Consider the following 26,518-nt stretch of genomic DNA (forward strand, 5'->3'; position numbering starts at 1 on the left):
CCCTGTCCAATTCGGCCGGGGCGTGTTCTGGTGTTGCGCAGCCAACATCATTCTATGTCCGATTTGACGGCGTCGGCGAGTTTTTCCGATGGCGTAGTTGTTCTTCGCCCGCGATGGAACGGAGTCGTGTGGGTCTCGGCCCGCATCCGTTCGACCATATGGGGGTAATGCAGCTCGAATGCCGGTCGTTCGGAGCGAATCTTTGGCAGTTCAAGGAAATTGTGCCGCGGTGGCGGGGACGTCGTCGCCCACTCCAGCGAGTTGCCGAAGCCCCAAGGATCGTCGACCTCCACGGGATCGCCGTAACGGTAGCTGCGCACGACGTTCCACAGGAACGGCAGCACCGACAGCCCGAGCAGGAACGCGCCGACGGTGGAAATCATGTTGAGCACAGTGAAGCCGTCGGTGGCCAAGTAGTCGGCGTAACGCCTTGGCATGCCTTGGTCCCCCAGCCAATGCTGCACGAGGAAGGTCGTGTGGAAGCCGATGAACGTGGTCCAGAAATGCAGCTTCGCCAGCGGTTCGTCCAGCATGCGACCGGTCATCTTGGGGAACCAGAAGTAGATCCCGGCGAAGGTGGCGAAGACGATCGTCCCGAACAGCACATAGTGGAAATGCGCGACCACGAAATAGGTGTCGGTTACGTGGAAGTTAATGGCGGGAGCCGCGAGGATGACTCCGGTGAGACCGCCCAGCAAAAACGTCACCATGAACCCGAGTGACCACAGCATCGGCGATTCGAAACTCAGCTGCCCCTTCCACATCGTGCCGATCCAGTTGAAGAACTTGACCCCGGTCGGGATGGCGATCAGGAAGGTCATGAACGAGAAGAACGGCAGCAGCACCGCTCCGGTGGCGAACATGTGGTGGGCCCACACCGCGAACGACAACGCCGTGATCGCGATCGTGGCGAAGACCATCGTCTTGTAGCCGAACAGCGGTTTCCGGCTGAACACCGGCACGATCTCGGTGACGATGCCGAAGTACGGCAGCGCGACGATGTAGACCTCGGGATGGCCGAAGAACCAGAACAGGTGCTGCCAGAGGATCGCGCCGCCGTTGGCCGGGTCGAAGACGTGGGCCCCCAGATGCCGGTCCGCGGCCAGCGCGAACAACGCGGCGGTGAGGATCGGGAACGCGGCCAGCACCAGGATGCTGGTGAACAGGATGTTCCAGGTGAAGATCGGCATCCGCCACATCGTCATCCCCGGCGCACGCAGGCAGAGGATGGTCGTCACCATGTTGACCCCGCCGAGGATCGTGCCCAGCCCGGAGACGATGAGGCCCATGATCCACAGGTCCGCGCCGATCCCCGGCGCGTGGATCGCGTCGGACAGCGGCGTGTACGCCGTCCAGCCGAAGTCCGGCGCGCCGCCGGGGGTGAAGAACGACGAAAGCACCATGGTCCCGCCGAACAGGTAGAGCCAGTAGGCGAACGCGTTCAACCGCGGGAAGGCGACGTCCGGCGACCCGATCTGCAGCGGCAGGATGAAGTTCGCGAAACCGAAGACGTTCGGTGTCGCGTAGAGCAGCAGCATGACCGTGCCGTGCATGGTGAAGAGCTGGTTGTACTGCTCCGGTGAGAGGAACTGCAGGCCCGGGCGGGCGAGCTCCCCGCGCATCAGCAGCGCCATGACGCCGCCGGTCAGGAAGAACGCCATCGACGTCGTCAGGTAGAGCAGGCCGATCTGCTTGTGATCGGTGGTACGGAACAGCTTGAGCAGCACCGAACCCTTCGGCGCGATGATGGCAGGCGGGTGTGCCGGTGGCACGGGTACAGGTCGCCTGACAGGAGAGTCCACCACGGCTGTCACCTCCGGTTCTTCCGCAAAACCGGGTACCCACCGCGCAGCAGAATACTCCTCTCGTGGTGAAAAGGCGCTGACCAGCACCGGACGACCGAAAGGGCGACTCCTCTGAGTTACCCCGAACGGCTGATTGAGTTACGACGGTTCGGGTACCCCACCGGCGGGCCGGCGTAATGCCCTGGGGTTACGGCGGCCAAGGCTCCGGGGTTTCTGACCACGAGACCCCGGGGCCGCTTATTTCTTCGCCGCGGCCGCGGCCTCGTCGACGAGCCAGCGGGCCACTTCGTGCAGCTTCAGCTGGGACTTCTGCGAGGCGTCGACCATGATCGCGAACGCGCGGTCTTCGTTGACGCGGTGCCGTTCCATCAGGATGCCCTTGGCCATCCCGATCAGGTCCCGGCTGTCGAGTGCGGCGAGCAGGTGCGACTCCTGCTGCGATCCCGCCAGCGCGATCGCGGCGTGGACCGCGAACAACTCCCCGATCTGCTGCGCGTTCACGTCGAACGCGTCGCGCTCGGCGGAATAGAGGTTCAACGCGCCGAGAGTGTCCTCGGCGGTGAACAGCCGGAACGACAGCATCGACAGGACGCCCATCGTGGCCGTCTCCTCGCCGAAGCGAGGCCACCGGGATTCGGCCGCGAGGTCACCCGTCCGGTAGGTGCGGTGGTCGGTGATGGAGTTGACGCACGGGCCTTCACCGAGCTGGTACTGCAGTTTGTCGATGCGGTTCACGATCTCGCCGGACGGCGCCATCGTGCGGATCGTGCCCTTTTCGAGCAAGGAGATCCCGGCGTGGTCGGCGCCGGGGATGTTCTCCATGGCGGCCGCCACGACGGCCTTCAGGGTACCTTCGACGGTCTGCTCGGATTCGAGCGTGCGAGCGACCTGTCCCAGCGTTTCCGCGATGTCCGGGGGCAGTGAGGGCCCGGCTGTTGTATCCACGACGAACTCTCCTCCTCTACCGGGAGTTCCACCCTGGCCCATCGGGCACCGGAAGACCAGTCCTCTATCCGCGGTGCTCCATCAGCAGCAACGCCCCCTGCGACACCCCGGCCGTGGTCCGCAACGCGCTGCACACCAGCCGGACGTCGATCTCGCGGCCCCGGCGGTTCACCGCGCTCACCTGGACGTCGGTGGTGAACGACGGGTCGGCGAGCGCGCTGCCGAGCATCTGGCGAAGGTCTGCCAGCGGGAAACCGACGTCGAGGCTCAGCAGGTGCACGCCGTCGACCTCTTCGCGGCGCAGGCCCCACAGGTCTTCGGCGCCACGGTTCCAGACGGTCACCCGCATCTCCTGGTCGACCACGATCACGCCGGCCCGGATCGAGGTCAGGATCGACTCGAGGAAGTCGTTCACCCCGTCGAGCTCGACACTGCGTTCACGCAAGGTGTCGTTGATGGCTTGGAGCTCGTCGTTGGTCGACTGCAGCTCCTCGTTCATCGTCTCGAGTTCTTCGTTGGTGGACTGGAGTTCCTCGTTGGTGGTCTCCAGTTCCTCGACCGTCGACTGGAGTTCTTCGTTGGTGGTCTCGAGTTCCTCGTTGGTCGACTGCAGCTCTTCGTAAGCGGCTTCGAGCTGCCGATTGGCGTGTTCGAGCTCGTCGAGCAGCGCGCGTGAAGCGGTGACATCGTGGAAGACGATCGACACACCGATGAGGGCCTTGTCCTTGCTGACCAAGGGATTCAGGTGGATCTCGAACCACGCCGGATCGTTGGCCGGCCGTCGCCATTCGACGTCCTTGACCCGCACGGCGTGCCGCTCGAGCTTGGCCTGTTCCACGTAGGCCCGCAGTTCGACCGGCCGGTAGGAGAGCTCCAGATCCCGGAGCAACCGCCCGGTGTCGCGGTGCGACAACCCGAACAGCTGCACGGCCTGCTGGTTGACGAGCGCGATGATGTCGTCGGAGGTCACCACGACCTGCGCGACCGGGCTCGCCCCGAAGGCCAGCTCCTGCAACTCGCCGAGTCCCCCGACTTCACCGTGCCGTTCGGTGACGATGGTGTCGCCGTTGAAGCGGTCGAGACCGCTCACCAGCCCGGTGGTCTTGCGGAACACCCGGCGTTTGAGGTCGAACGGGTCGAAGAGCCGGGCGTGGCTCAGCAGCATCTCGGCGCGGCCGAGGAAGAGCAGGCCGCGCGGCGCGAGCGCGAAGTGGAACCGGTTGAGGATCTTGGTCTGGGTCTCGGCGTTGAAGTACATCAGCGTGTTGCGGCACACGAGCAGGTCGATCCGGGAGATCGGGGCGTCCTGGACGAGGTCGTTGCGGCCGAAGATCACCGAGCGCCGCAGATCCTGGCGGAACAGGTACCGGCCGTTCTGGTGCTCGAAGTACTTCTCCAGCAGTTCCGGTGGCAGTCCCCCGGCATCGGCCGGGTCGTAGGACGCGTGGCGCGCTTCGCCGAGCGCTTCGTCGTCGACGTCGGTGGCGTAGACCTTGACGCGCTGGCGGAACTGCTCGGGGCCGAGCGCTTCGGCGAGCACGATCGCGAGGCTGTAGGCCTCTTCGCCCGACGCGCAGCCGGCGCTCCAAATCCGGATCGGCGCTTCCGGCCCGCGCTCCGCGAGCAGCATCGGTACGACGTCGTTCCGGATGAAGTCCCAGGCGTCCGGGTCACGGAAGAACGCGGTGACGTTGATCAGGATGGTGTTGAACAGCGCCGCGAACTCCTCGGAATTCACCTGCAGGAGATCGATGTACTCCCCGAAGTCGTCGATGCCGATCTGGCCCATCCGGCGGCGCACCCGGCGCATGAGGCTGGTGCGCTTGTAGCCGGTGAAATCGAAGCCCCTCGACTCCTTGAGGTAGCTGAGCAACGCCTCGAAAGGGTCGTCCTTGATCGTGTCGTCGGGCCTGGTCACTGCGGTACGGTACCCCTTGCGGTGGGACGGCCGAGCCCTGGTTTCCCGGTGTCCAGTACCGCCCAGACGATCTTGCCGCCGTTCGTCGACGGCGTGCAGCCCCACGCTCTGGCCACCTGTGCCACCATGACCAGTCCGGACGCCTGCGGGCATTCGCCCGCGCGCTCCCGGGGCACGGCTCCCCGCGGGTCGTCGTCGGCGACGGCGACGGTCAGCGAGCCGTTGCGCAGTTCAAGGCGCAGCGTGAGATCGGAAACGGTGTGCCGGACGGTGTTCTCGACGAGTTCGGTCGCGACCAGTTCCGCGTCCCTGAGAACGTGGCCGAGCTTCGCCAGGCCCCAGTTCCCGCCGATCTCCCGGACAAGGCGCCGGGCCTCCCGCGAGCTGGAGCGCCGGCCCGCCAGTTCGATCAGCACCCGGCGGCGCGGCGGCGGCTCCCCGACCGCGCCGAACGCCGCGTCGAGGTCTTCGAAGCACGGGACCCACTTGCGGACCGCGCTCTGCCGCACGGTTTCCCGCTGCGACTCCTGCCGGGCGACCAGCATGATCGGCACCCCCGGCCAGTCACCGGTCCGCATGGCGACCACGGAGAACACGCTGAGCACCACCGTCGACGGGATGACCAGCGGGCCGAGGTCGACGATCACCGCGGCCGGCTCGTCCACCACGCATTTGAGCAGGGTGTCCCGCATGACCGGGTAGGTACTCACATCCAGTACCCCGACCGGGCGGACGACCGTGCAGCCATCGAGGTCGTCGAGCTCGATGGCGAGCCGGGAAGACATGATCATGTCGGCGTACCTGCCCCACTGGGTTCGTCGCTCTCCTGGGTGTGCAGGTTCCCGAGGTGGTCCCGCAGCGTTTCGGCGGCATAGGTGGTTTCCTCGGCGGCGCGCCGGTAGCGCTCGGCGATCTGGAGGTTCCGCCGGTCGGTCGCTCTCTCGCACATGCGCTGGGCCAGCATGATCTTTTCGTCCAAGCTCCGCAACGCCGCCCGCAACGCGCGTTCGACCGCCGCGCCCCGTACCCGCAGGAGGGAGTCACCGGACCAGGCGTGCCCGACGCGGCAGCGGTACCGGTGCGGTCCCAGTTCCATCAGCGAGCCGTGGCAGTCGGGGCACATGTACCCGGACGGCGGGCCGAGTTCGGCGGAAGCCGCGATCGGGGCGACCGGCAGGCCGTGGGCGATCCGGTTCTCCAGTTCCAAGAGCGCGTCGAGTTCGCCGCCCGCGTCGGGGTCCACCTGTTCGGCCGTCAGCTTTCCCAGCAGGGCGCCGATGTCCGCGACCGGAAGCACATGGTCCACGGCGACTTCCTGCAGCGCGTTCTCCGGCATGGCCGGGTAGAGCGCCTCCGCCGGGGACTGGACGACGGTTTTGCCGCCGCGACGCGCTATCGCGCGCAGGCCGGCGACGCCGTCGTCGAGGTTCCCGGAAAGCTGTACCCCGATGGCCCGCGGCCCCACGCTGACCGCGACCGAACGGAACAGGGCGTTGACCGCCGGGCGGTGCCCGTTCTCGGGGGTACCGACGCTCAGCACCACTCGGTTGTCGTCCACCAGGAGGTGGTGATCGGGGGGCGACACGTAAACGACACCGCGCTCGAGTTCGGCGTCGTTGCGGGCGGTCACCGCGGGCAGGGTTCCGGAGCGGGCGAGGATCGAGGCGAGTGCGCTGGTGCCCCCGGCGGGCATGTGCAGCACGACGAGCACCGAAGCGGGCAGATTCACGGGCAGCGAACCGACCAACGCCCGCAACGCCTCCACGCCGCCGGCCGAAGCGCCGACCACGACTATGTCTCGTGTACTGGGTGGCGTCTGCAGTGCGACCACCTCTTCCGGTTGACCCGGTCTCCGACGGTACAACGTTGGGGTTCCCCGATGTGCCTTATTCGCCATCAGAAAAGAAACCGGAAGGCGGAACGCGGGTGTGGGCGGCCTCTTTCCTGGGTATCCGGCCCTTGAAAGCGACGGCGCCCCGCCGGATATTCGCGACCCAGTGGAGTTCTGATGATCCAAGTCGATTCCGCCGGCACGACCCGGACGACTCCGGCCGGTCCGGTCGAGCTGCAGGTACCCACCGAGCTCGACCGGCTGGCCGTGGTGCGGACCGTGGCGGAGGCAGTGGCGGCAAGGGAAAACCTGGATCTCGACTCGGTGGCGGACGTCAAGCTGGCCGTCGACGAAGCCAGCGCCTGCCTGATCAGCCGGGCCATCCTGGGCGCCCGGCTGGACTGCCGGTTCCGCATGCTCCCCCACGCGCTCGAAGTAGTCGTTTCCACCACGACCTCCGCCCCCGGCTTCCCCAACAAGAACAGTTTCGGCTGGCACGTCCTCACCACGCTCACCGACACCGTCACGGTGGAACACCGTCAGGTCGCTCCCGGCGTTTACGCCACCGCGATCTGGTTCACCAAGAAAAGGACGGGCGGGGCGTGAGCGACCAAGCCACTTCCGTGTCGGTGGACGGTTACCTCGAAGTCCGGCCACTGTTCCAGCGTCTGGCGAAGCTGGCCGCGGACGACCCCGAACGCACCGCGGCGCGCGACGAACTCGTCACGCGATGCCTGCCGCTCGCCGAGCACATCGCCCGCCGCTTCAACGGCCGTGGCGAATCCCGCGAGGACCTTCTCCAGGTGGCCAGGCTCGGGCTCGTCAACGCCGTCGACCGCTTCGACGTCGACCGCGAAACGGAGTTCATCTCCTTCGCGGTGCCGACGATCATGGGCGAGATCCGCCGCTATTTCCGGGATTCCGGCTGGGCGGTCCGGGTTCCCCGCCGGCTCAAGGAACTCCACCTCTCGATCAGCAAGGCGACCGGCGTGCTCGCGCAGCGGCTCGGGCGCGCGCCCACCACGAGTGAACTCGCGGCGGAACTCGGTATCGACATCGACGAACTTTCCGACGGGCTCGTGGCGGGCAACGCCTATCACACGATTTCGGTGGAAAGCACGATCAGCGACAAGTCCGAAGACCTTTCCCTGCTCGACACCGTCGGCGACTACGACGCCGACCTGGAAAAGGTGGAGAACCACGAAACCCTGAAACCGTTGCTGGACCAGTTACCCGAACGCGAGCGGACGATCCTGATGCTGCGGTTCTTCGGCAACCAGACGCAGACCCAGATAGCCGAGCAGATCGGGGTGTCACAAATGCACGTGTCGCGGCTGTTGTCGCGCACGCTGGAATACCTGCGGGAGAAACTGAGCGAATGACCGGCAGCATTCCATGCGACTGAAACGAGCCGATCCGGAGTCCCCCGGTCTCACCAGGCGGCGACGCGGGCGCGGTTTCGGCTACCTCGGCCCCACCGGCGAACCGGTCACCGACCCCGAGCTCCTCGAGCGGATCAAGGACCTGGTGATCCCGCCGGCCTGGCGGAAGGTGTGGATCTCCCCGGACGCGAACGGGCACATCCAGGCTGTCGGCGTCGACGCGGCCGGGCGGCGGCAGTACCTGTACCACGCCGAGTGGCGGCGAGCCCGTGACGAGGAAAAACACGACAGGGTGCTCGCGCTCGCCCGGCGCCTGCCGGAGCTGCGCGCAGCGGTGGCGGCCGATCTCGACGGCCGCGGCACCGGCCGGGAGCGAGTGCTCGCCGTCGCGCTGCGCATCCTGGATCTCGGTGTCTTCCGCACCGGCGGCGAGGAGTACGCGGAAGAGAACGGCACCCACGGCCTGGCGACCCTGCTGCGTGAACACGTGACCGTGCGCGGCTGCGAGCTCGTGTTCCGCTATCCCGCTAAAGGCGGCATCCAGCGTGACGTCAGTATCCGCGACGAAGAACTCGTCAAGGCGGTGAAAGCATTGCGGCGGGCGGCACCGAAAGCGGAGCGGTTGCTCACCTATCGTGAAAACGACGGATGGCATCCCGTGCACGCCGAGGAGATCAACGAACGGTTCAAGGAACTCACCGGTGCCGAATTCACCGCGAAAGACCTGCGTACCTGGAACGCGACCGTACTGGCCGCGGTCGCCTTCGCCGATGCCGACCGGCCGTCGAGCGAACGCGGGCGCAAACGCGTCGAAGCCGCCGTCATGCGGGAAGTGGCCGAAGGACTGGGCAATACCCCGGCGGTCGCGCGACGCTCCTATGTGGACCCTCGGGTCGTGACGGCCTTCGGTGAGGAACGCACGATCGGTAACGCGGTGCGGCGGGCCCGTGCGGTGGAGGACGAGCACGAGTCCCGGGCGCTGATCGAGCGCGCGGTGGTCCGGCTGCTCCGCGCTTGAGGCCGTTCTCACCCAAGCCGTGCTCACACAACGGAAACTCAGGTGCCTGAGCGCGACGGGAGTTCCGGCGAAGCCGTGTCCAGCGGCACCGCGGACGAACGCACCAGGCCCAGCTGCACGGACTGGCGGCCCAGGGTCGCGTCCATCAGCCAGTCGACCGCGGTGCGGATCCGGTTTCCCGGCATGGTCATCAGGTGGTAGGCCCGCGTGACGGTCTTGGCGGGCAGTCCCGAAAGCGGGATGCGCAGCGGGTTCGCCGCAGCGTGCTTACCGCCCAGATCGATCACGAACCCGAGGTCGTGGTGCTTGTAGCGACGCTTCTGGCCGTATCCCAGTGACGCGGCGACGTTCTTGCCCGCCAGTTTCCCCTGCCGCGTCGCGTGCTGCGCCGTCATGGCGGTGACCTCGCCGGGCCGGGTCAGGTCCGGCACCGCGGCGGCGTCACCGCAGGCGAAGACCTCGGGATGCCCGGGCACGGTCAGATCCGACTCCACCACGAGCCGTCCCTTCCGCGTCGGCAGGTCCAGCTCGTCGACCAGTGGATCGGGACGGACCCCGACGCACCACACCAATGAGTGCGTCGCCACGAACTCGCCGTTGGTCAGCTTGACGCCGTCCGTGGTCGCTTCCTCGACCGAAGTCCCCATCCGGACTTCGACGCCACGCTCCCGCAGCACGCGATCGGCCGTCTTGGACAGTCTCGGATCGAGCTCCGGCAGCACCTTCGGCGCCACGTCGAGCAGGATCCACCGCATTTCCTGGTCCTTGAGCACCGGATGCCACTCGGCCAGCGCCGCGGTGAACAGGGGGCCCTGCGCGGCGACCTCCGTCCCGGTGTATCCGGCCCCGACCACGACGAACGTGCACCGCGAGTCCCGTTCTTTCCGGTCGTCGGTCCCGGCGGCGAGCTCGACCTGCCGGATGACGTGGTCACGGAGGTACAGCGCCTCGGGGACGCCCCGGAAACCGTGGGCGTGCTCCGCGACTCCGGGAATGGGCAGGAGCTTGTTCACACTGCCGGTCGCCAGGACGAGCCGGTCGTACCCGAGCGTGTGCTTGCCGCCTTCGGGATCGGTGTAGTCGACCTCGCGGTCGGTGACCCGCACGGCATCCGCTTCGCCCAGCGCGAGCCGGACGCGGGGCAGCGTCGCCGGCAGTGACACGGTGACGCGGCGGGGATCGAGGACGGCCGCGGCGACCTCGGGCAGCAGCGGCAGGTAGAGGAAGTAATCGGTCGGGTTGACCAGTACGATTTCGGCGGCGGAATCCGGGAGCGCGTGGCCGAGCGCGCGAGCCGTCTCATGGCCCGCGAAGCCGCCGCCCACGATGACGATGCGAGTTCGGGTGGTCATCTTCGTGGGTTACCCACAGCGGGCCGGCCGAAACAGCGGCGGTTTGCGACCGCGGGTGACCGGGTAGTACAAGGCGAACCGGGAGAACGGAGACCGAGATGCCTGAGCAGTCGTGGAGCGGCAAGCGGGAACGCCAGTACAAGCACATCAAGTCCTCGCAGAAGAGCCGCGGCTCCAGCGAAGAAAGGGCCGAAGAGATCGCCGCGCGAACGGTGAACAAGAACCGCGCGCAGGCCGGGGAATCGCGTCAGGCCAGCAAGAGTTCGGTCAACGACATGTCACCGCAGAAGCGCGGTGGCAAGCGCTCCGGAAACCGCCAGGGACCCGGCGGGCCGACGCGGGACCAGTTGTACAACGAGGCCAAGAAGCGGAATATCAAGGGCCGGTCCACAATGACCAAGAAACAGTTGCAAGACGCACTTGGCCGATGAATCCTCACCCGGTCTTGGCGTCCCTGAGAGGGCGAAGCCGGTGAGCGAGGAATGCCGCACCGCGGCTGTCAGTGAAGACGAACTGAGCGCAGGCGAGATCGAGGTCCGGATGCGGGTGGCGGACGCCCGGGTCGCCACTGTGCGCGCGATAGCCGCCGACATCGCCATCCACGAGGACTTCGATCTCGACTCGCTCGCCGACCTCAAACTCGCGGTCGACGAGGCGTGCGCGACGGTACTGGCCAAAGCCCGGCCCGACGGCCTGCTCGTCTGCCGTCTCCTGGTGACCGCCGAACGCGTCGAAATGCGGGCGACGGCGTCGACCGACAACGGTCAGCCGCCCGGTAACGAAGCGCTCGGCTGGCACATGCTCCAGGTACTGACCGACTCCGCCCGCTGCTGGGTCACCGGTGACGGCGACGAAGACCGCCACATGCACGTCCTGTTCACCATCGACCGCTAGGCGGCCAGCGGGCGCAGCCAGGTCGGGATGTCGTACCCGATCTCCTCGCAGATGTCGAGCAGCTCGAGCGTCCAGCACAGGGTGTGCACGAACACCAGGCCCAGCTCGGACGGCCCGGCGGAGGCGGCGACGATGTCCAGCTGGAGTTCCGCGTCGTCCGGCCGGTCGTTGGCCAGCGCGAGCATGATCCGGGTCGCGGCCCGCTGTGAGGGTTCGAACTCGTCGATGGGCACCGGCTGCCCGTCGTCGTCCTGGCCGTCCACGGCGAACTCCACGGCGTCGGTCGCGACCCCGGCGACCGAGGCGTGCAGCATTTCGACGTTCGCGCCCACCAGCTCGAGCACGCTCTCCCGCATGACCGGCTCTTCGGCTTCGGTCAGCTTGGCCAGGCGCGTCACCGCGTGCTCCTGGTTCCCGCCCCGCACGGTGGCGACGGCGCGGGCGATCTCGTTCCTGAGTGCTTGCCTGTCCGTCATCGGGCCACTCCCCCGTTAGTCGGGCGTTCTCACGCAGGCGAGGTGCCCATTACGAGCCCAAGGCAAACGCGATTGACGACCGCGCCGAGCGGGTACCTCGATCGAATGAGCATCGAGTGGGAACGCAAGTTCGAGGTGACCGCTGATTCCCCGATCCCCCGACTGACCGAAGTGGGCCCGGTGGCCGAGCAGAGCGAGCCGACGGAGTCGCAGCTCGACGCCACTTATTTCGACACGCGCGACTTCCGCCTGGCGCGGGCGGGGATCACCCTGCGGCGCCGCACCGGCGGGCACGACGAGGGCTGGCACCTGAAACTCCCGGTCGCCCCGGAGCAGCGTGAAGAGATCCACGTCCCCCTCGGGGAGAATCGCACGAAGGTGCCGTCGAAACTCGCCCGGCTGGTGACGGCCTGGAGCCTCGGCGAGAAGCTCGTGCCGATCGCGCACATCGCCACGGTCCGGTTCTCCTCGGACCTGCTCGACGCCGAAGGCAAGGTGCTCGCGACCCTGGCCGACGACCGGGTGACCGCCGAGGCGGGCGGCGACACCGCGCGGCTGGACGCCTGGCGTGAGCTGGAGATCGAACTCGTCAACGGTTCCGATCCGCGGCTGCTGGACGGCGCCGAATCGGCGTTGCGCAAACTCGGCGCCCGCCCGGCCAAGAGCTCGTCGAAGCTGGCGCGGGTATTGGGCGACCGGCTTCCCGTCCCGGAGCGGCACGGGAAGAAGAAGTCCGCCGGGTTCGTGGTCGGCGAGTACCTGCGCGCCCAGGCCGAACTGCTGCGGACCCACGACGTCGGCGTCCGCACCGGCAAGGACGACGCCGTGCACCAGATGCGGGTCGCGAGCCGGCGCCTGCGCAGCGCGTTGAGCAGCTTCCGCCGGGTGCTGGACCGCGACGCCACCGGGGAGCTGGCCGGCGAACTACGGTGGCTGGGCCGGAAACTGGCCCCTGCCCGCGACACCGAGGTACTCGAAGAACTGCTGAACGAGCAAGTCGACTCCCAGCCGGGTGAGCTCGTCATGGGCCCGGTGAGGGCATCGTTCACGGCGTACTTCGCGCGGGAGGAGGCGAACGCGGGCAAGAAGGCGTTGTCCACTTTGGACAGTCCGCGTTATCTCGCCCTGCTGCGATCCCTGGACCGGCTGCTGACGGATCCGCCGTTGACCGGCAAGGCCTCCCGGCGCGCCGCTCCCGAACTCGGGAAAGCACTCCGGCGCGCGAGCAAACGCTTGCGGCGCGCGGAAAACGCCCTCGCGAGTGCGACCGACCGAAGTGCCGCGCTCCACGAGGTCCGCAAGAAGGCCAAGCAGGCGCGCTACACCGGCGAGGCCGCCGCGCCCGCGTTCGGCAAGCGGCTCGAGGCGTGGACGAAGAAGGTCAAGAAGATCCAGAGCACTCTCGGCGACCACCACGACCGGATCGTCGCGCGCGAGCTCGTCCGGCAGCTCGGCGTCCAGGAGCATCTGCTGGCGCACAACGCCTTCACCTACGGCCTGCTCCACCGGCACAACACCGCGGAAGCCGATCAGCTCGAAGCCGCCTACCGCGCCCAGTGGTCCAGCCTCGCGTCGATGTCCCGCCCCCGCTGGCTCACCAATTGACCACGCGTGTCCCCCGTTCCTGTAGGTGTGTTGGCGATCTGCGCGCAGGTCATCGGCGGCTGGCGATGGGCAGCGGCGCTTTCTCGCGAAAGTGCGCCAGCCGGAATGGCACCGAACCACGCCACATTCCTCTAGGGTGCCGATCATGCCCTGTGCGTCGTCGCCGCGATGCCGCGTGTCCTCCCCGGGCGTCCTCAGCCGACGTCCGAGCCGATCCAGCAGACCTATCACGTCGAGCGTCGGCTGACCGTGGGCGGTGAACCGGCGCACATCCCGAGCCGGATCTACCACGACCCGATGGCCCCGTCCGACGTGCTGACCGCGCTCTTCCTGAAGCCGGTCCAGCGGACAATCCTCGCCTGCCTGTACACCCGGCACCACGACGGCCGGGTGCGCCAAAACTGGCTCCGCACCATCGCCGCCTCCACCGAGCCCTGGGTCGCCCCCTTCGTGGTGAACCCGAACGCACTCTGTGCGCACCTAAGTGCAATCCACGCGCACCCGAGTGCAGGCTGTGTACGTCGACCACCGGTTTCGGCATCTTTACCGCACGCAATAAAAAAGGGGCCCTCACGGCGAGGGCCCCTTTTTTCAGCGTTTACCCGTCACGGGAAGTTGGCCAGGTTCGAGACCTGATGTCCCGTGTTCGCCACTTCACCGGTGTTGTTGACGACGCGGTTGATCGTGCCCTGTCCACCGAGCGAAACCGTCACCATGGAATGGAGCTTCACCCCCGGAGTCGCCGGGACTTCGAAAGCGCGGTCCGCCACGACGGCCGGGTTGGTGTTGAAGAAGCAATAGCTTCCCAGGCCCCACGCTTCATGACTGGTGACCGAGTTCCCGACCTTGTAGGCCGCGTATCCCCGGGTCGACCCGTTCATCCACGCCGCCTGGTTCGGCGGGTCGTACGGCATTTCGTTCTGGTAGAAGTACGTCCGGCCACCGTTGCCGTTCCAGACCGTCTGGTACTTCTGATAATGCTCGACGAACAGGCCGTACATCGTGACGTTGGCACCGTTCACGATCAACCCCGTATCGGCGGTGTTGACGTTCCAGCCGACGCCGTCGGTGTGGTCGGCACGCCAGATCCACAGGTGGTCACCGATCACGTTCGGGCTGTTGACCACCACACTCGTGGTCGCCTTGCCCACCGCGCCGCCGCCGATCCGGACGAAGACGTCGCTGATCGAAGTCGGATTGGCCGCGTGGTTGTTCGAGGAGCCGTTCGGGCCGACCTCCATGAGCAGCGGCGAGTTCGTCGCCCCGGCGTCGATCATCAGACCGGCCAGCTTGACGCCGTCGACGTCGGCGACCGAGAGGGCCATCGCGCCGTTGGTCGGGGCCAGCGTGGCCAGCCCGAGACCGAGGACGACCGTGTTCGGGCGGGTGACCCGGATCGGCTCGTTGACGCTGTAGACACCCGGGGTGAACAGGAGGTCCTTGCCCTGCGCCAGCGCGGTGTTGATGGTGGCCGCCGACATGCCCGGCTTGGCGACGAAGAACTGGCTGATGGGGAGCGAGTCCCCAGCCTGCGCGCCGTGCCCCCAGGTGGTGCCCTGCGAGTTGTTCCGCAGCGCCGGCACGAAGACCTTGTAGGCGCCGGCCTGGTCGATGTAGAGGAACGGCTTCTCCCGGACGACCGGGGTCTGGTTCACCGCGGTATAGGGCGGGGCCGGGAAGGTAGTCTGCGGCGCGCCGGTGTTGCCGACGAAGACCATGTTCCAGTTGGACCCGTTCCAGCTGCCCATTTCGCTGTTCCTGGTGAGGAACTGCTGCTGCGAGCCGGAGCGGATCTGGCCGTCGATCTTCGAGTCGGAGATGAACCCGCCGGAGGACCAGCCGCCGTCGTCGAGCTGGAGGTTGCCGCGGACGTGCATGCGGCGGTACGGCGCGGCCTGCGAGACGGCCCACTTGTCGGTGCCGCCTGTCGGGTTGACCGACATGTTCTCGGCCGACCGCCAGAAGTTCTGGGTGGCGTTCTGGTTACCGAGCCAGTCGGCTTCGACGTGCACGGAACCGTTGATGGTCACGTCGTCCGGGGACAGGCCGAGACCGGCCACCTGGGTGAAGAAGCCGACGTTGGCGTCGACGTTGTAGGAGCCCGGCTTGAACAGCAGCGCGTACCGCTGCGGGCCGAACTGGTTGCGCTCCTGCTGGCTGAACACCGTGTTCAACCGGTTCTGGATCGTCGAGGCCGACATCGACGGGTCGAAGATCGACACGTTCGGGCCGAGGTCCGGGTTGCCGGCCGTGGGCGGGGTCGTCGGGTCGCCGCCGCCGACCGGGGTCAGCGTGAACGACTGCGCGGTGGTGGCGTTGCAGGTGTACTGGGTCAGCTGGGTGCTGTCGGCCGTGGAGGCGCTCGGCACGTCCAGGCACTTCCCGCTGTTACGGCTCACGAAATGGAACCGGCCACCGGCCTCTTCCACGGGAAGCCATTGCTGGTTGTTCCCGCCGCCGTAGGTCCACAAGTGAATCAGTCCTCCGTCCGCGGCGGAAACGTCGGCGACATCCCACACCTGGGCGGGATTGTTGCGGGTGTTGACCCGAAAGTACCCGTTGGATGTGGCTTCGAACTGCCATTCCTGCGACGTTGTGCCGTTGCACGCGTATTGCTGCACGACCGTACCGTTGACAGAGGCCGCGGCGCGCGCGTCGACGCATTTTCCGCTGTTCTGACCAGCCACCGTGTACCACCCGCCCGGGGTGACCGCGGCGCTCGCGGCGGGCGCCACGGCGGCGAGGTAGCCGGCGGCGATGGTCATGGCCGCCAGCGCCAGTGCGGCGGGTCGGCGACGTCTCCGGCGACCGGAACCGCCCGGCGTTTCCTGTGCTGCAATCACGAGACTCTCCTCTGCCGCAGCATTGCGGCGTCGCCAGCCGACGTGTCCATAGCCGGCTCGACCCCGCGTGATGGGGACCTGAGGAGCGGACGACACGTCTGGTATCCGTCGAACGGGTCGTCGAAATGTTAGGGCGGTCACAGGCGGGCGTCAATACACGTCTAAAAATAAGTCCTGAATCCAGGACGGCGACGGTCGGCTCGTTAACAGGCTTTGACCAGGGAATTCACTAGTCCGGAGCGGTCTTCGAAGGGGCGTGTGACGGGCTCGGTCCTGGCGTCGAAAGGTCTAGACCGCTGCCATCCTGGCCCCCTGGCGGGCGATCTTGGGAGCGGCCGCGCGGCGGGCCCGGACCGGGAACCGGTCGTTGAGCGCGACGAGCAGCGGGGCGAGGGCCATCAGCGCGAGCAGGAGCAGGCCCAGCGCGGTCCCGATGGTTTCGACGATCGACATGACTTCCTCCTGAACTGCGTGGCCACCTCGTGCGACCCTCTGACTACGAGTCTCGTGGCCGGTGGCTTTCCGCAGATCAGCCGAATGGCCGGGGCCGATCGGCCGGGAGGCTGGTTTCGCCCCGCCGGATGGCGCTGCCTACGGTAGGGGCCATGGTGATCGACTTGACGCGGCGCGGGCCGGAGTTCGCCGGGTTCTGGACCGAGCGGCACCTCAGCACGCTGAGCACGGTGCGCGAGGACGGCACGCCGCATGTCATCCCGGTGGGAGTCACGCTGGACGTGGCGACGGCGACCGCGCGGGTGATCACCTCCGGCACGTCGTACAAGGCCAGGCTGGTGCGCGCGGCGGGGGCCGAGGGGGTGCGCGTGGCCGTCTGCCAGGTGGACGGCCGCCGCTGGTCCACTTTGGAGGGACTCGCGGTGCTGCGGGACGACGCCGAAGCCGTGCTGGACGCCGAACGGCGCTACGCCCTGCGTTACCGGACTCCGCGGCCGAACCCGCTGCGGGTGGTACTCGAGATCGCCGTCACCCGGGTACTAGGGAACGCCTAGCGCTCGGGCGTCGAGTACGGCGCCTGGTAGTCCAGCGCCGGGCTGACCACCGGGCCGCTCTGTGACTGGCCGGGGACCGGCGTGGTGGCCGGGCCGCTGCCCGGACGTGCCTGATCGTTCGCCACGGCACGGCTGGTCACGATCGTCTCGTCGACCTGTGCGTCACGGATCCTCGACAGGATGCCGATGGTGAGAGCGTGCGCGATGGCGAGCACGAGCAGCATCACCCCGAGCCTGCCGACCACGCCCTGGATCGAACTGCCCCCGAGGTTGATCGTGGACAGCAGCGCGAGCAGGCCCAATACCGCCAGGTGGAACAGCACGGTGACCATCCGGGCCATCGACGCGCCCGCCGACGGGTCGCCGTAGGACCCTTCGAGGTACCTCTTGCCACTGCGGTAGATGACCTGGCCGTCGGCGACGACCAGCAGCACCCCGATGAGCAGGAAGACCAGGTAGGCGTTCGTTTCCATGAGGAGCGTCCTTTCAGCGGCGTCTCACGATGGGTACCCGGGTGCTCGCGGGGCGAAACGCCGCCATCCGGACGAACCCCGGCACCCCGGCCAGGCCGGGACCCGGCCCATTCAGGCATATGAACGCCCATTCCCATTCACCGGCAATACCCGTGTTAATGGCCGGACAATTCACAACCATGAACGCCTACGATCGCGGGTGTACAAGGAGTTGCCGTTGTGTAAAAATTCCCGGGCCTTTGCAGTATTTATCCCGTGAGAATGGCGGACACACCTTGAGTCTCACCCGACGCACTTTGCTGACCACCGCCGCCGGGGCGGCCGTCGCCGCCGGAACACTGGGCGCGACCAACGCTTCCGCGGCCGATATTTCCGCTCCCGCCGGCGCAATAGGAACCAAGGCAACGTTCCAGGCGACCCTCGATTACGCGCTGGCCAAATTGCGCGTGGTCGGCCCTGCGATCACGCAATTCCCGGTGATCACGAAGTTCGAAAAGTGGACTTTTTCCGCCGACGGCGACTGGGTCGGCGGTTTCTGGCCCGGCACCCTCTGGCTTTCCTATGTCGCGGGTGGCGGCGAACAATTCAAGACCCTCGCCGCCACGTCCTCGCAGAACCTCGCACCGCGGCAGACCGACACCGGCACCCACGACCTCGGGTTCCTGTTCTACCCGTCCTGGGTCACCGCGTGGCGGCTCACCGGCGAGGAGAAGTGGCGCGCGGGCGCGATCAAGGCGGCGGACTCGCTGATCCAGCGGTACAACCCGCAGGGCCGGTTCATCCGCGCCTGGGGTGCGCTGAGCAGTCCGAAAGACGCGGGCCGGGTCATCATGGACACGATGATGAACCTCGACCTGCTCGCGTTCGCCACGCAGCAGACGGGCGACCCGAAGTACCTGAACATCGCGATCGAGCACGCGAAGACCACGCAGAAGAACTTCCTGCGCCCGGACGGCTCCACCCCGCACGTCTTCGACTTCAACGCCACCACGGGCGCGCCGATCGGGCCGAACACCGTGCAGGGCTACAGCCCGACGTCGGCCTGGTCCCGTGGCCAGGCGTGGGCGATCTACGGGTTCACCACGATGTACCGCAGGACCGGGGACCCGCAGTTCCTCGCCACCGCGCGGAAACTGGCGGACTACGCGCTGAGCAAGCTCACGCCGGACAACGTGCCGGTGTGGGACTACCTCGCGCCGCAGGCACCCAACGACGTCAAGGACGCTTCGGCGGGCGCGATCATGGCCTGCGGGCTGATGGATCTGGCCAAGGCGTCGAAGCGGAGTTCGTACCACGACAGCGCGCTCAGGATCCTGACGGCGTTGTCGGACACGTGCCTGACGACGAAGTCGACACGCGCGGAAGCGATTCTCGCGCGGAGCACCCGTAACCGGCCCGCCGAGGACGGGATCGAGGTTTCGGTGCCCTACGGCGACTACTACCTGATCGAAGCCCTGCTGCGGGTGCTGAAGCCCCAGGAACTCGCGAAGGCCATCGGCCTGTAAGGCGCTGGTCTTCCGGAAGGCCTGAAACAGCGCGGCCCGATGGTAGGTTGGAAAGACGAATGGAGGTACCCCGCATGCCGGCGACGCCGAGGGAATGCTCGATTGCCAACGCTTTGGGCGTGATCGGCGAGCGATGGAGCCTGCTCGCGCTGCGCGAGGTGTTCTTCGGGGCACGGAGATTCGACCAGATAGTCCAGAACACCGGTGCCAGCCGGGACATCCTCGCCGCCCGCCTCCGCAAGCTCGTCGACGCGGGCGTGCTGGAGAAGCAGCAGTACGAGGTGCACCCGCCGCGCTACGAGTACGTGCTGACCGAGTCGGGCCGCGCGCTGCAGCCGGTGCTGCTGAGCCTGATGGAGTGGGGCGACAAGTACGTCACCGAAGGCGAGCCGCCATCGGTGTGGGAACACTCCTGCGGCGCGGTGCTCGAGCCCCGGCTGGACTGCACGGCCTGCGGTGAGCCGGTCAAAAGCGGGCAGTTGCAGGCTTTGCGCCTCGGCTAGCGGATCTCGATGGTCGAGCCGGTCGAACGGGACAGCCGCGGGATCCTGCATCCGCGCGCCGGTCTCGAACACTTCACGCTGGAACGCTTCACCCCGTCGGCCGACGTCGCCCGGTTCGTCGACCGCTACTGGCTCGCGTCGTGGCACCTGCCGGACGGGCAGCGGCACCAGCAGCAGGTCCTGGCCCATCCGGTCGTCAACGTCGTGTTCGAAGGCGACACCGCGACAGTGACCGGGGTGCAGGAAGAGCGCGTCACCAAGGTGCTCGAAGGCCGCTCACGCGCGCTGGGCGTCATGTTCCGGCCCGCCGGGTTCCGCCCGCTGCTCGGGCGGCCGCTGTCGGCGATCACCAACTCCGTGCTCCCGCTCGCCGAAGTCGTCCCTGGCTGGGAACCGCTCCGCATAGCCGACGGCGCTTCCGGTGAGACGCTGAGCGCGTCGGTCGACAAGGCGTTGACCGCTCTCCTGCCCGCGGACGCGCAGCCGTCCGAGCGGACCACCGGCTGGGCGGAACGAGCCGCGACCGACAGGGAACTGCGCCGCGTCGAAGACCTCGCCGCGATCGCCGGGGTCACCGTCCGCGCCCTGCAACGCGCGTTCAACGACCATGTCGGCATCGGCCCGAAGTGGCTGCTGCGCCGCTACCGCCTCTACGAAGCCGCCGAACGGGCCGCCCGCACCGCGGACGTCGACTGGTCCGCGCTCGCCGCCGACCTCGGGTACGCCGACCAGGCGCACCTGATCCGCGAGTTCACCGCCGCCGTCGGCCAGTCACCGGGCCGCTACCGCCGCTCCTGAGCCAGGATTTCATCATCTGTGCATCTGATCAGACGTTAAGGCTTGCCCTCCCGTCCCACTCGGGCGTTCACTGTTCTCGGGTCTTGGCTGATGAGGAGTACGCATGCATATTCCGGACGGGTATCTGAGCCCCCAAACCTGCGGGGTCGCGTTCGCGATCGCGGTCCCGACGCTCGCCGTCGCGGCCCGCAAGGTGAAGCGGGTGGTCAAGACGCGGCACGTGCCGACGCTCGCGCTGTTCTCGGCGGTGTCGTTCCTCGTGATGATGTTCAACATCCCGATTCCCGACGGCACCACGGCACACGCCGTCGGCGGGGCGGTGGTGGCGATCGTCCTCGGGCCCTGGGCGGCGATGATCTCCGTCTCGGTGGCGCTGCTGTTCCAGGCGCTGCTCTTCGGCGACGGCGGCGTGCTCGCGTACGGCGCCAACGTGCTGAACATCGCCATCGTGATGCCGGTGGTGGCGTACGGCGTCTACAAGCTGATCTCCGGTCGCGCGGAGCTGACCAGCGCGCGCCGGGTCGTCGCGGCCGCCGTCGCGGGATACGTCTCGCTGACCACCGCGGCGGTGCTGACCGGGATCGAGCTCGGCATCCAGCCGGACCTCTTCCACGACGCGTCCGGCACCCCGCTGTACTCGCCGTACCACCTGGCCCAGACCATTCCGGCGATGCTGCTGGCGCACCTGCTCGTCGCCGGGGTCGCCGAAGCGGCGTTGACCGCCGGGGTGATCCTCTACCTGCAGCGCGCGAACCTCCCGCTGCTCCAGGTCAACCACCCGGGCATCGACGTCGAAGCCACCACCGAGCGGCGGCGGTTCCGGCCGATCGTGGTCGCCGGGATCGCGGTCGGGATCATGACGTTGTTGACGCCATTGGGTTTGCTGGCGCCCGGTGGCGCGTTCGGTGAGGACGCCCCGGAGGATCTGAACCTCGGCTCGTTGGGGTTGTCCGCGGTGCCGGAGGGGCTCAACCGGTACGCCGGTTTCTGGCAGCACGCCATCTTCAGCGGTTACAAACTCGGCGGGGAGACCCATCCCTGGGTGGGCTACGTACTTTCCGCGGTGATCGGCATCGTGGTGGTGGGCGTGGTCGTGTTCCTCATCGGAAAAGCCGTCGAGGCCTTCAGCCGGCGTGACACGCTGGAGAAGGTGTGACCACCCCCGCGTGGCTTCTGGAACGAGAGGCCGGGCTCTGTCCCTGTGGCTGCATCGGCAAGCGCCGCAAGGGTTCCTTCGTCGAGAAGACGCTGAACGGCAGCGCGGGCTTGTTGCGGCAGGTGATGTTCAGCGACGATCTCGCGCACCGGCCCGGTTTGCTGCAGCGCATCGACCCACGCGCCAAGGTCATCGGGTTTCTCGCGTTGCTGGTGGCGGTGTCCTTTGTGCACAGTCCGTGGATGCTGCTCGCCTGCTATCTCGCGACTCTTGTCCTGGCTGGGATCTCCGGCCTGCCGGTGGTGTTCTTCATCAAGCGGGTTTGGCTGTTCATCCCGATCTTCACCGGGATCGTCGTCCTGCCCGCCACGCTTTCCCTGGTGACGCCGGGAGAAGTCGTTCTCACCCTGTGGCACTGGAACGGCCACGCGCAGGGCTTCACCGCCCAAGGACTCAGAGCCGCGGCCTTGCTGATTCTGCGGGTCGCCGGTTCGGTGTCGCTCGTCGTGCTGCTGACGCTGACGACACCGTGGGCACGGCTGCTCGCCGGGCTGCGCGGGCTCGGCGTGCCGAAGATGTTCATCCTGGTGATCGGGATGGCGTACCGGTATCTGTTCCACCTGCTGACCTCGGTGATGGACATGTACGAAGCCCGCAAGGCCCGCACGATCGGCAAACAGGCGCACGACCGAACTGCGCGCCGGTTCGTCGCGGCGACGGCCGGCGCACTGATCGGCAAGTCGCACTACCTGGCCGAGGAAGTCCACCAGGCCATGACCGCACGAGGATTCCGGGGAGACAGCAAGGTGCTGAAGAGTTTCAGGTTCGGTACCGTCGAAGTCGCGTGGTTCGCCGGTGTCGCCGTCGCGGCCGCGCTCGCACTGGGAGGTGACTCGCTCCTTGTCCGCTGACCCGCTGCTCGTCTGCGAGAACCTGAGTTTCTCGTACCTCGACAAGTTTCCCGCGCTCGACGACGTCTCGCTGGAGGTACGCAGCGGCGAGCGGCTCGCGCTGCTCGGCGCGAACGGCTGCGGGAAGTCGACATTGCTGAAAGTGCTCGATGGGCTCGTTTTTCCCGGCACCGGACGGTATTTTGCGTTCGGTCAGGAGATCACCGAGGACGCGCTCGAAGACGAACAGATGAACGAGGCGTTCCGCGGCCGGGTCGGGTTCGTCTTCCAGAACTCCGACGCGCAGGTCTTCTCCCCCAACGTCGCCGAGGAGATCGCTTTCGGCCCGTTGCAGCTTGGGCTGTCCCGGGAAGAGACCACTCAGCGCGTCACCGATGTGCTGGCGATGCTCGGGATCTCCGGCCTCGCCGACCGCACGCCGTTCCAGCTTTCCGGCGGGCAGAAGAAAAAGGTCGCCATCGCGAGTGTGCTCGCGATGAACCCCGAGGTCCTGCTGTTCGACGAACCCACCGCCGCGCTCGACCCGCGGACACAGATGTGGCTCATCGAGCTCATGGCACAGCTGGCCGAAGCGGGTAAAACCATCGTGCACGCGACGCACGACCTGGACGCGCTCGACCGTATCGCCGACCGCTGCCTGGTCTTCGGTGAGGACCACCGCATCGCAGGCGTTGGCACGCCGAGCCAGATCCTCGCGTCGCGCGACCTGCTGCTCGAGGTCAACCTGGTGCACGAACACACTCCGCTGCCCTCGCCGCGCGCCCGGTCGCTCCCTCATGGCCACCTTGAGGGACTCTAACGCCCTCAAGGTGGCCATGAGGGCGTTCCGGCGTCATCGCGGGGGATTTTGAATCGGTGATCAGGGATCCATGGGGGACATCTCGGGCGATGCGCGGCGGGAAAGTTCACCGGCCAATACGGTAGTCAGCTCCTGTGATTCCGTTCCGTTCAAGGCGCTCTTGTCCAGCGCCGACAAGACTCGCCGGTAAGCCGTGATTTGGTCGGGTTCCTCGAGGAATGCCACCGAAACCGCACCCTCGAGATACACGACAGGGCCGAACTCCGTGGATTCCATGAGTGCGAATGATCCGGCCTGCGCGGCGTGCCCTGCCGAACTCGGAATGATCCGCAATTCCAGGTTTCGCCGGATCGACATTTTGAGCAGGTGGTGAACCTGGTCGCACATCACGTCCACTCCGCCGATCGAGGCTCGTATCGCGGGCTCGTGCACGAAGAAGACCGTGCGCGGCGGTGGCGACCGGGTGAACACCGCCTGCCTGCCGAGCCGGGCCTCCACCAACGCCTCGACGGCCCCTGACGCAGACGTCCCTTGACTGAGCAAGGCTCGCGCGTATCCCTCGGTGTGCAGCAACTTCGGCAGTACCGCCCACTGCACATCAACAATATCCGTCGCCTTGTCTTCGTGCTCGATCAGTGTACTCGGCTGTTCAGGCGTGCCGGACGGGTAATGCTGGAGCCAGCCTCGAACCCCGGATTCCCGGGAAAGGGTGAGCAGGCGTGCACGCTCGTCGCGGTCGACACCGCACACGAGGAGCAAACTCAACAGATCCTCGTCGCTGAAACTTCTCTTGCCATTCAACACATGCGACACGAACGGATGCGTCCACCCAAGCTTGTGCGCGAGCTCCCGCACGCCCAGACCCGCCCCGCGTATCGCGGCGCGCAATCCTTGTCCGAGTTCCCGGCTGCGAATCGTCGGCAGGTTCGTTGATCCAGACATCAGCTGTGGTTCCTCGCGTGGTGTTGATGGGCACGTCCTACGTCGATCATGTCGATGGCGGCTTCACGCAGGTGTTCGCCGATCTCGACGAGTCCGGTGGCCGCGCGTTCGTCCGGGTTCGACGCGAGCTGATCCATGAGCCCGTCCACCTCGGCGTTGATCGCGACGTTGAGACGCCGGATAGGGTCGCGCCACGCTGGCCGTTCATCAAGCCTCATCCGGCCACCGCCAGATGGTGGCGGAGGTGTCCCGCGACCGTGACCGGCTCACCGTGGACAACCACGGTGTGTTCGTGAGTACGCGTCCACGCCGCGCAGCGCGGGCACCTTTCGCATCCACTGCCGAGAGACGGAAGATCATGCGAACCGACCGCTCTGCGGGGGTGGGGGATCGCGTGCTCCCAAGGCGCACACACCGGTTCAGCGAATGCCCAGTCCCCGCTGAGTTCGTCGGTGGGGTAGGCGTGCGCCTGGCGATCCTCGGCGTACCAACGGATCGCGATCCGGTGCGTCGTCGGCTTGCGCTCCGCCGATCCCGGGAAGTCCCGGCCTTCGCCGATCATTCGAGCGGTCCGGCACTGCGACTCGGCCAGATCGCCGGATCCGTCTCGACCTGCTCGGGCCGCACTTCGCACTCCGGCTCACCACGCCGATCCTGCGACAATCCCGGCCCGCTACTTGAAAAACTGCCTCGTACCAACCTGCACATATGCCCACCTCGCCGTCACCCAATGTCAGGAAACGAACACTATGGGCGATCATCGATCAGGCGTTCACAATCTGTTAACCGACCCCCAGGCGGTGCTTCAAACTGTCAAGCTCCCAGGCACGGCGGCGGGCCCGCGCATCCAACTGGGCGACGACCTCGCGTGCCACCGGGTCATGACGGATTCGCTGCGGCGCGATGCGGTCGGCGATATCCAGGTGTCGCACCGACTCGATGTCACGGGCGCCCTCCGCTTGAGCGAAGCCGCGTGCAAGATCGAAATGCAGGGCCGCCCGCCGATCCGCAGTCACCAGGTGAGCGTCGAAGCCATCGGTGCCAGTAATCCGCTCGGCCAGGTCCGCGCCTTCACCGAGCTCAACGGCGATCGACATCGACCACGCCCGGACGTTCGCCGGGCCGAATGAGAACTGCAGTTCGTTCCGTTCCCCGGTGCGCTCGGCGAGATCGGCTGCCTCTCGAAGGTGATCTCGCGCTCGGTCTCCGTTGTGGTCTTTGGCGGCCATCTGCGCGGACGACAAGTGCAACATGCCAGCCGCTTCGGCGGCGGCCGGTAGCGCGGACGTGGGATCGGCGTGCGGTTCGATGGCGGCAAGGCCTGTGGTGGCTACCTGCTGGGCACGGTGCCGCGCGCCCATGCGACTGAGCGAACTCGTGCTCGTCATCGCGGCGAAAGCGGTCAGCGCCGGATCTCCCAAACGTCGGGCAGCGTCCTCACCACGCCGGGCGGCGTGCACAGAGAGGTCGTAGTTCCCGAGGTTCCGCGCGTTCCCGGCGGCGACGAAGCACGCCTCGGTGAGCGCGGCGAGTGCTGCCCGCTGGGTGTCAGAGTCGCCCGTGACCGCGTGCACGTGGAGCTCGGTCAGCAAGGCGCCGAGATCGCGTCCGGCGAGGGAATAACGGGACTCCGCCGACGCGGCGTTCGCCGCCTGGGCGAGGCTGGTCAGTTCTTCAATCGGCCTGGCCGGAACGTCAGGCACGTCGGCCAAAGTGGCATCGAATAGCGCGACCGAGATAGGCGGCAGGGTGGCCATCGCCTCAGCGCCTGCCCGGTCGCCGGGGAGATACGGCTCGCCGGTCAGGTCGATGACCGCGCAGCCAAGCGCGCTCGCGAGATCTTCGAGCAGACCCCGGCGTTCAAACCGTCGCTCACCACGTTCGAGCATCGACAGGTAGGGCTTGGAGATGCCAGCCAAACCGGCGGCGGTGTCGAGGCTGAGGCCGCGACGACGCCGGATAGTGCGGACGCGCAGGCCGATTTCGGCAGGTTCGGTCACAAAGACCACCCTCATTCGCGGAGTCGGCCTCTTCGCATGCCCCCGGCCCGTCGACCAGGGGCGATCCTCCGCGAAGAGGTACCTCCAGGGTAGCCGCTACCCGCCAGGACGAGCGTTGTCGATCAACGGCTGACCAGTTCGTGAGGCGATCGGCAGTTAATCGGCATGACGGCCTGCAGAAGTCGGCATCTCGTGGCGCTAGCTGCGGGCCAGTGCGTCGACGACGACGTAGGCGAAGTTGTCCGGTGCTCCTGCCTCCTCGACGAGTTCGGCGAACCGGTCCACGGCCTGCTGCGGAGTGCTCGTGGTGCCGAGGACCTCGCGCAACTGTTGTTCCGCGACCACCGCGTGCAGT

26 protein-coding genes are annotated in these 26,518 nt (G+C 67.2%); 13 read left to right on the forward strand and 13 right to left on the reverse strand.

The genetic code is table 11. The annotated features are described in order from the left end of the window. Positions 1-47 precede the first annotated feature (47 nt). From ctaD to VGP60_RS31370, 5 genes are all read right to left on the reverse strand, one after another. A complete protein-coding gene (gene ctaD / locus VGP60_RS31350; protein WP_327551760.1) occupies positions 48-1,772 on the reverse strand; it encodes a cytochrome c oxidase subunit I in 1,725 nt (574 codons plus the stop codon). 270 nt (positions 1,773-2,042) lie between these two features. Next, the gene (locus VGP60_RS31355; RefSeq protein ID WP_327551761.1) at positions 2,043-2,750 is read right to left on the reverse strand and encodes a GAF and ANTAR domain-containing protein; all 708 of its coding nucleotides are present in this window, start codon (positions 2,748-2,750) and stop codon (positions 2,043-2,045) included. Between the two features lie 64 nt (positions 2,751-2,814). After that, positions 2,815-4,668, reverse strand: coding sequence for a CheR family methyltransferase (locus tag VGP60_RS31360; RefSeq protein WP_327551762.1), 1,854 nt, complete (start codon positions 4,666-4,668; stop codon positions 2,815-2,817). Beyond that, positions 4,665-5,459 (reverse strand): STAS domain-containing protein, encoded by a 795-nt coding sequence (locus VGP60_RS31365; RefSeq protein ID WP_327551763.1) that lies wholly within the window; start codon positions 5,457-5,459, stop codon positions 4,665-4,667. Before VGP60_RS31365 ends, VGP60_RS31360 begins: the two co-directional genes overlap by 4 nt. Beyond that, a complete protein-coding gene (locus VGP60_RS31370; protein WP_327551764.1) occupies positions 5,456-6,457 on the reverse strand; it encodes a chemotaxis protein CheB in 1,002 nt (333 codons plus the stop codon). Before VGP60_RS31370 ends, VGP60_RS31365 begins: the two co-directional genes overlap by 4 nt. 219 nt (positions 6,458-6,676) lie before the next feature. Here VGP60_RS31370 and VGP60_RS31375 point away from each other — a divergent pair, with 219 nt between their 5' ends. The 3 genes from VGP60_RS31375 to VGP60_RS31385 are packed head-to-tail and all read left to right on the forward strand — an operon-like array spanning position 6,677 to position 8,899. Further along, complete coding sequence (locus VGP60_RS31375) at positions 6,677-7,105, forward strand: ATP-binding protein (RefSeq protein ID WP_327551765.1); 429 nt, start codon at positions 6,677-6,679, stop codon at positions 7,103-7,105. Then, positions 7,102-7,881 (forward strand): SigB/SigF/SigG family RNA polymerase sigma factor, encoded by a 780-nt coding sequence (locus tag VGP60_RS31380; RefSeq protein WP_327551766.1) that lies wholly within the window; start codon positions 7,102-7,104, stop codon positions 7,879-7,881. The genes VGP60_RS31375 and VGP60_RS31380 overlap by 4 nt, the downstream gene beginning before the upstream one ends. A 13-nt stretch (positions 7,882-7,894) precedes the next feature. Next, positions 7,895-8,899 (forward strand): DNA topoisomerase IB, encoded by a 1,005-nt coding sequence (locus VGP60_RS31385; protein WP_327551767.1) that lies wholly within the window; start codon positions 7,895-7,897, stop codon positions 8,897-8,899. 38 nt (positions 8,900-8,937) lie between these two features. On the opposite strand, the gene VGP60_RS31390 is transcribed toward VGP60_RS31385, so the two are convergent. Next, positions 8,938-10,251, reverse strand: a complete 1,314-nt coding sequence (locus tag VGP60_RS31390) for an NAD(P)/FAD-dependent oxidoreductase (protein ID WP_327551768.1) — start codon at positions 10,249-10,251, stop codon at positions 8,938-8,940. A 98-nt stretch (positions 10,252-10,349) separates the two neighbouring features. Here VGP60_RS31390 and VGP60_RS31395 point away from each other — a divergent pair, with 98 nt between their 5' ends. Both VGP60_RS31395 and VGP60_RS31400 read left to right on the forward strand, forming a co-directional pair. Then, on the forward strand, positions 10,350-10,682 hold the full coding sequence (locus VGP60_RS31395) for a plasmid stabilization protein (RefSeq protein ID WP_327551769.1): 333 nt from the start codon (positions 10,350-10,352) through the stop codon (positions 10,680-10,682). A gap of 40 nt (positions 10,683-10,722) precedes the next feature. Then, positions 10,723-11,145 (forward strand): ATP-binding protein, encoded by a 423-nt coding sequence (locus VGP60_RS31400; RefSeq protein WP_327551770.1) that lies wholly within the window; start codon positions 10,723-10,725, stop codon positions 11,143-11,145. Here the strand turns inward: VGP60_RS31400 and VGP60_RS31405 are convergent. Next, complete coding sequence (locus VGP60_RS31405) at positions 11,142-11,621, reverse strand: hypothetical protein (protein ID WP_327551771.1); 480 nt, start codon at positions 11,619-11,621, stop codon at positions 11,142-11,144. The two genes, VGP60_RS31400 and VGP60_RS31405, sit on opposite strands and share 4 nt — an antisense overlap. Before the next feature lie 105 nt (positions 11,622-11,726). Between VGP60_RS31405 and VGP60_RS31410 the strand changes: the two genes are divergently transcribed. Further along, entirely contained in the window at positions 11,727-13,226 is a 1,500-nt protein-coding gene (locus VGP60_RS31410; RefSeq protein ID WP_327551772.1) for a CYTH and CHAD domain-containing protein, read from the forward strand. A gap of 605 nt (positions 13,227-13,831) precedes the next feature. Here the strand turns inward: VGP60_RS31410 and VGP60_RS31415 are convergent. Next, positions 13,832-15,991: an RICIN domain-containing protein gene (locus VGP60_RS31415; RefSeq protein ID WP_327551785.1), complete on the reverse strand. Its 2,160-nt coding sequence runs from the start codon at positions 15,989-15,991 to the stop codon at positions 13,832-13,834. A 366-nt stretch (positions 15,992-16,357) separates the two neighbouring features. Further along, complete coding sequence (locus VGP60_RS31420) at positions 16,358-16,522, reverse strand: hypothetical protein (RefSeq protein WP_327551773.1); 165 nt, start codon at positions 16,520-16,522, stop codon at positions 16,358-16,360. Between the two features lie 152 nt (positions 16,523-16,674). On the opposite strand from VGP60_RS31420, the gene VGP60_RS31425 reads away from it, so the two are divergent. Beyond that, entirely contained in the window at positions 16,675-17,076 is a 402-nt protein-coding gene (locus VGP60_RS31425; RefSeq protein ID WP_327551774.1) for a pyridoxamine 5'-phosphate oxidase family protein, read from the forward strand. Here the strand turns inward: VGP60_RS31425 and VGP60_RS31430 are convergent. After that, positions 17,073-17,549, reverse strand: coding sequence for a hypothetical protein (locus VGP60_RS31430; protein ID WP_327551775.1), 477 nt, complete (start codon positions 17,547-17,549; stop codon positions 17,073-17,075). The two genes, VGP60_RS31425 and VGP60_RS31430, sit on opposite strands and share 4 nt — an antisense overlap. Before the next feature lie 275 nt (positions 17,550-17,824). On the opposite strand from VGP60_RS31430, the gene VGP60_RS31435 reads away from it, so the two are divergent. The 6 genes from VGP60_RS31435 (at position 17,825) to VGP60_RS31460 (ending at position 23,221) form a co-directional block, all read left to right on the forward strand. Next, positions 17,825-19,054 carry a glycoside hydrolase family 88 protein gene (locus tag VGP60_RS31435; RefSeq protein WP_327551776.1) on the forward strand — a complete coding sequence of 410 codons (1,230 nt, stop codon included), beginning with the start codon at positions 17,825-17,827 and terminating at the stop codon, positions 19,052-19,054. Between the two features lie 74 nt (positions 19,055-19,128). Beyond that, positions 19,129-19,557: a helix-turn-helix domain-containing protein gene (locus tag VGP60_RS31440; RefSeq protein WP_327551777.1), complete on the forward strand. Its 429-nt coding sequence runs from the start codon at positions 19,129-19,131 to the stop codon at positions 19,555-19,557. A 9-nt stretch (positions 19,558-19,566) separates the two neighbouring features. Further along, positions 19,567-20,355: a helix-turn-helix domain-containing protein gene (locus VGP60_RS31445; protein ID WP_327551778.1), complete on the forward strand. Its 789-nt coding sequence runs from the start codon at positions 19,567-19,569 to the stop codon at positions 20,353-20,355. 103 nt (positions 20,356-20,458) lie between these two features. Beyond that, on the forward strand, positions 20,459-21,511 hold the full coding sequence (gene cbiM, locus VGP60_RS31450) for a cobalt transporter CbiM (protein ID WP_327551779.1): 1,053 nt from the start codon (positions 20,459-20,461) through the stop codon (positions 21,509-21,511). Beyond that, positions 21,508-22,422 carry a cobalt ECF transporter T component CbiQ gene (gene cbiQ, locus VGP60_RS31455; RefSeq protein WP_327551780.1) on the forward strand — a complete coding sequence of 305 codons (915 nt, stop codon included), beginning with the start codon at positions 21,508-21,510 and terminating at the stop codon, positions 22,420-22,422. The genes cbiM and cbiQ overlap by 4 nt, the downstream gene beginning before the upstream one ends. Beyond that, on the forward strand, positions 22,412-23,221 hold the full coding sequence (locus VGP60_RS31460; protein WP_327551781.1) for an ABC transporter ATP-binding protein: 810 nt from the start codon (positions 22,412-22,414) through the stop codon (positions 23,219-23,221). The genes cbiQ and VGP60_RS31460 overlap by 11 nt, the downstream gene beginning before the upstream one ends. A 60-nt stretch (positions 23,222-23,281) precedes the next feature. Here the strand turns inward: VGP60_RS31460 and VGP60_RS31465 are convergent, their stop codons facing one another. The 3 genes from VGP60_RS31465 to VGP60_RS31475 form a co-directional block, all read right to left on the reverse strand. Next, the gene (locus VGP60_RS31465; protein WP_327551782.1) at positions 23,282-24,163 is read right to left on the reverse strand and encodes a helix-turn-helix transcriptional regulator; all 882 of its coding nucleotides are present in this window, start codon (positions 24,161-24,163) and stop codon (positions 23,282-23,284) included. Then, positions 24,163-24,381, reverse strand: a complete 219-nt coding sequence (locus VGP60_RS31470) for a hypothetical protein (protein WP_327551783.1) — start codon at positions 24,379-24,381, stop codon at positions 24,163-24,165. Before VGP60_RS31470 ends, VGP60_RS31465 begins: the two co-directional genes overlap by 1 nt. A 564-nt stretch (positions 24,382-24,945) precedes the next feature. Further along, the gene (locus VGP60_RS31475; protein WP_327551784.1) at positions 24,946-26,163 is read right to left on the reverse strand and encodes a helix-turn-helix domain-containing protein; all 1,218 of its coding nucleotides are present in this window, start codon (positions 26,161-26,163) and stop codon (positions 24,946-24,948) included. Between the last annotated feature and the right edge of the window lie 355 nt (positions 26,164-26,518).

The organism is Amycolatopsis sp. (assembly GCF_036008905.1).
GTDB lineage: Bacteria > Actinomycetota > Actinomycetes > Mycobacteriales > Pseudonocardiaceae > Amycolatopsis.

Coding starts and splice junctions, on each gene's coding strand:
- VGP60_RS31365 (WP_327551763.1), bottom strand. CDS start 5,459: ATGATCATGTCTTCCCGGCTCGCCATCGAGCTCGACGACCTCGATGGC.
- VGP60_RS31375 (WP_327551765.1), top strand. CDS start 6,677: ATGATCCAAGTCGATTCCGCCGGCACGACCCGGACGACTCCGGCCGGT.
- VGP60_RS31385 (WP_327551767.1), top strand. CDS start 7,895: ATGCGACTGAAACGAGCCGATCCGGAGTCCCCCGGTCTCACCAGGCGG.
- VGP60_RS31390 (WP_327551768.1), bottom strand. CDS start 10,251: ATGACCACCCGAACTCGCATCGTCATCGTGGGCGGCGGCTTCGCGGGC.
- VGP60_RS31395 (WP_327551769.1), top strand. CDS start 10,350: ATGCCTGAGCAGTCGTGGAGCGGCAAGCGGGAACGCCAGTACAAGCAC.
- VGP60_RS31405 (WP_327551771.1), bottom strand. CDS start 11,621: ATGACGGACAGGCAAGCACTCAGGAACGAGATCGCCCGCGCCGTCGCC.
- VGP60_RS31410 (WP_327551772.1), top strand. CDS start 11,727: ATGAGCATCGAGTGGGAACGCAAGTTCGAGGTGACCGCTGATTCCCCG.
- VGP60_RS31415 (WP_327551785.1), bottom strand. CDS start 15,991: ATGACCATCGCCGCCGGCTACCTCGCCGCCGTGGCGCCCGCCGCGAGC.
- VGP60_RS31420 (WP_327551773.1), bottom strand. CDS start 16,522: ATGTCGATCGTCGAAACCATCGGGACCGCGCTGGGCCTGCTCCTGCTC.
- VGP60_RS31425 (WP_327551774.1), top strand. CDS start 16,675: ATGGTGATCGACTTGACGCGGCGCGGGCCGGAGTTCGCCGGGTTCTGG.
- VGP60_RS31430 (WP_327551775.1), bottom strand. CDS start 17,549: ATGGAAACGAACGCCTACCTGGTCTTCCTGCTCATCGGGGTGCTGCTG.
- VGP60_RS31440 (WP_327551777.1), top strand. CDS start 19,129: ATGCCGGCGACGCCGAGGGAATGCTCGATTGCCAACGCTTTGGGCGTG.
- VGP60_RS31445 (WP_327551778.1), top strand. CDS start 19,567: ATGGTCGAGCCGGTCGAACGGGACAGCCGCGGGATCCTGCATCCGCGC.
- cbiM (WP_327551779.1), top strand. CDS start 20,459: ATGCATATTCCGGACGGGTATCTGAGCCCCCAAACCTGCGGGGTCGCG.
- VGP60_RS31465 (WP_327551782.1), bottom strand. CDS start 24,163: ATGTCTGGATCAACGAACCTGCCGACGATTCGCAGCCGGGAACTCGGA.
- VGP60_RS31470 (WP_327551783.1), bottom strand. CDS start 24,381: ATGAGGCTTGATGAACGGCCAGCGTGGCGCGACCCTATCCGGCGTCTC.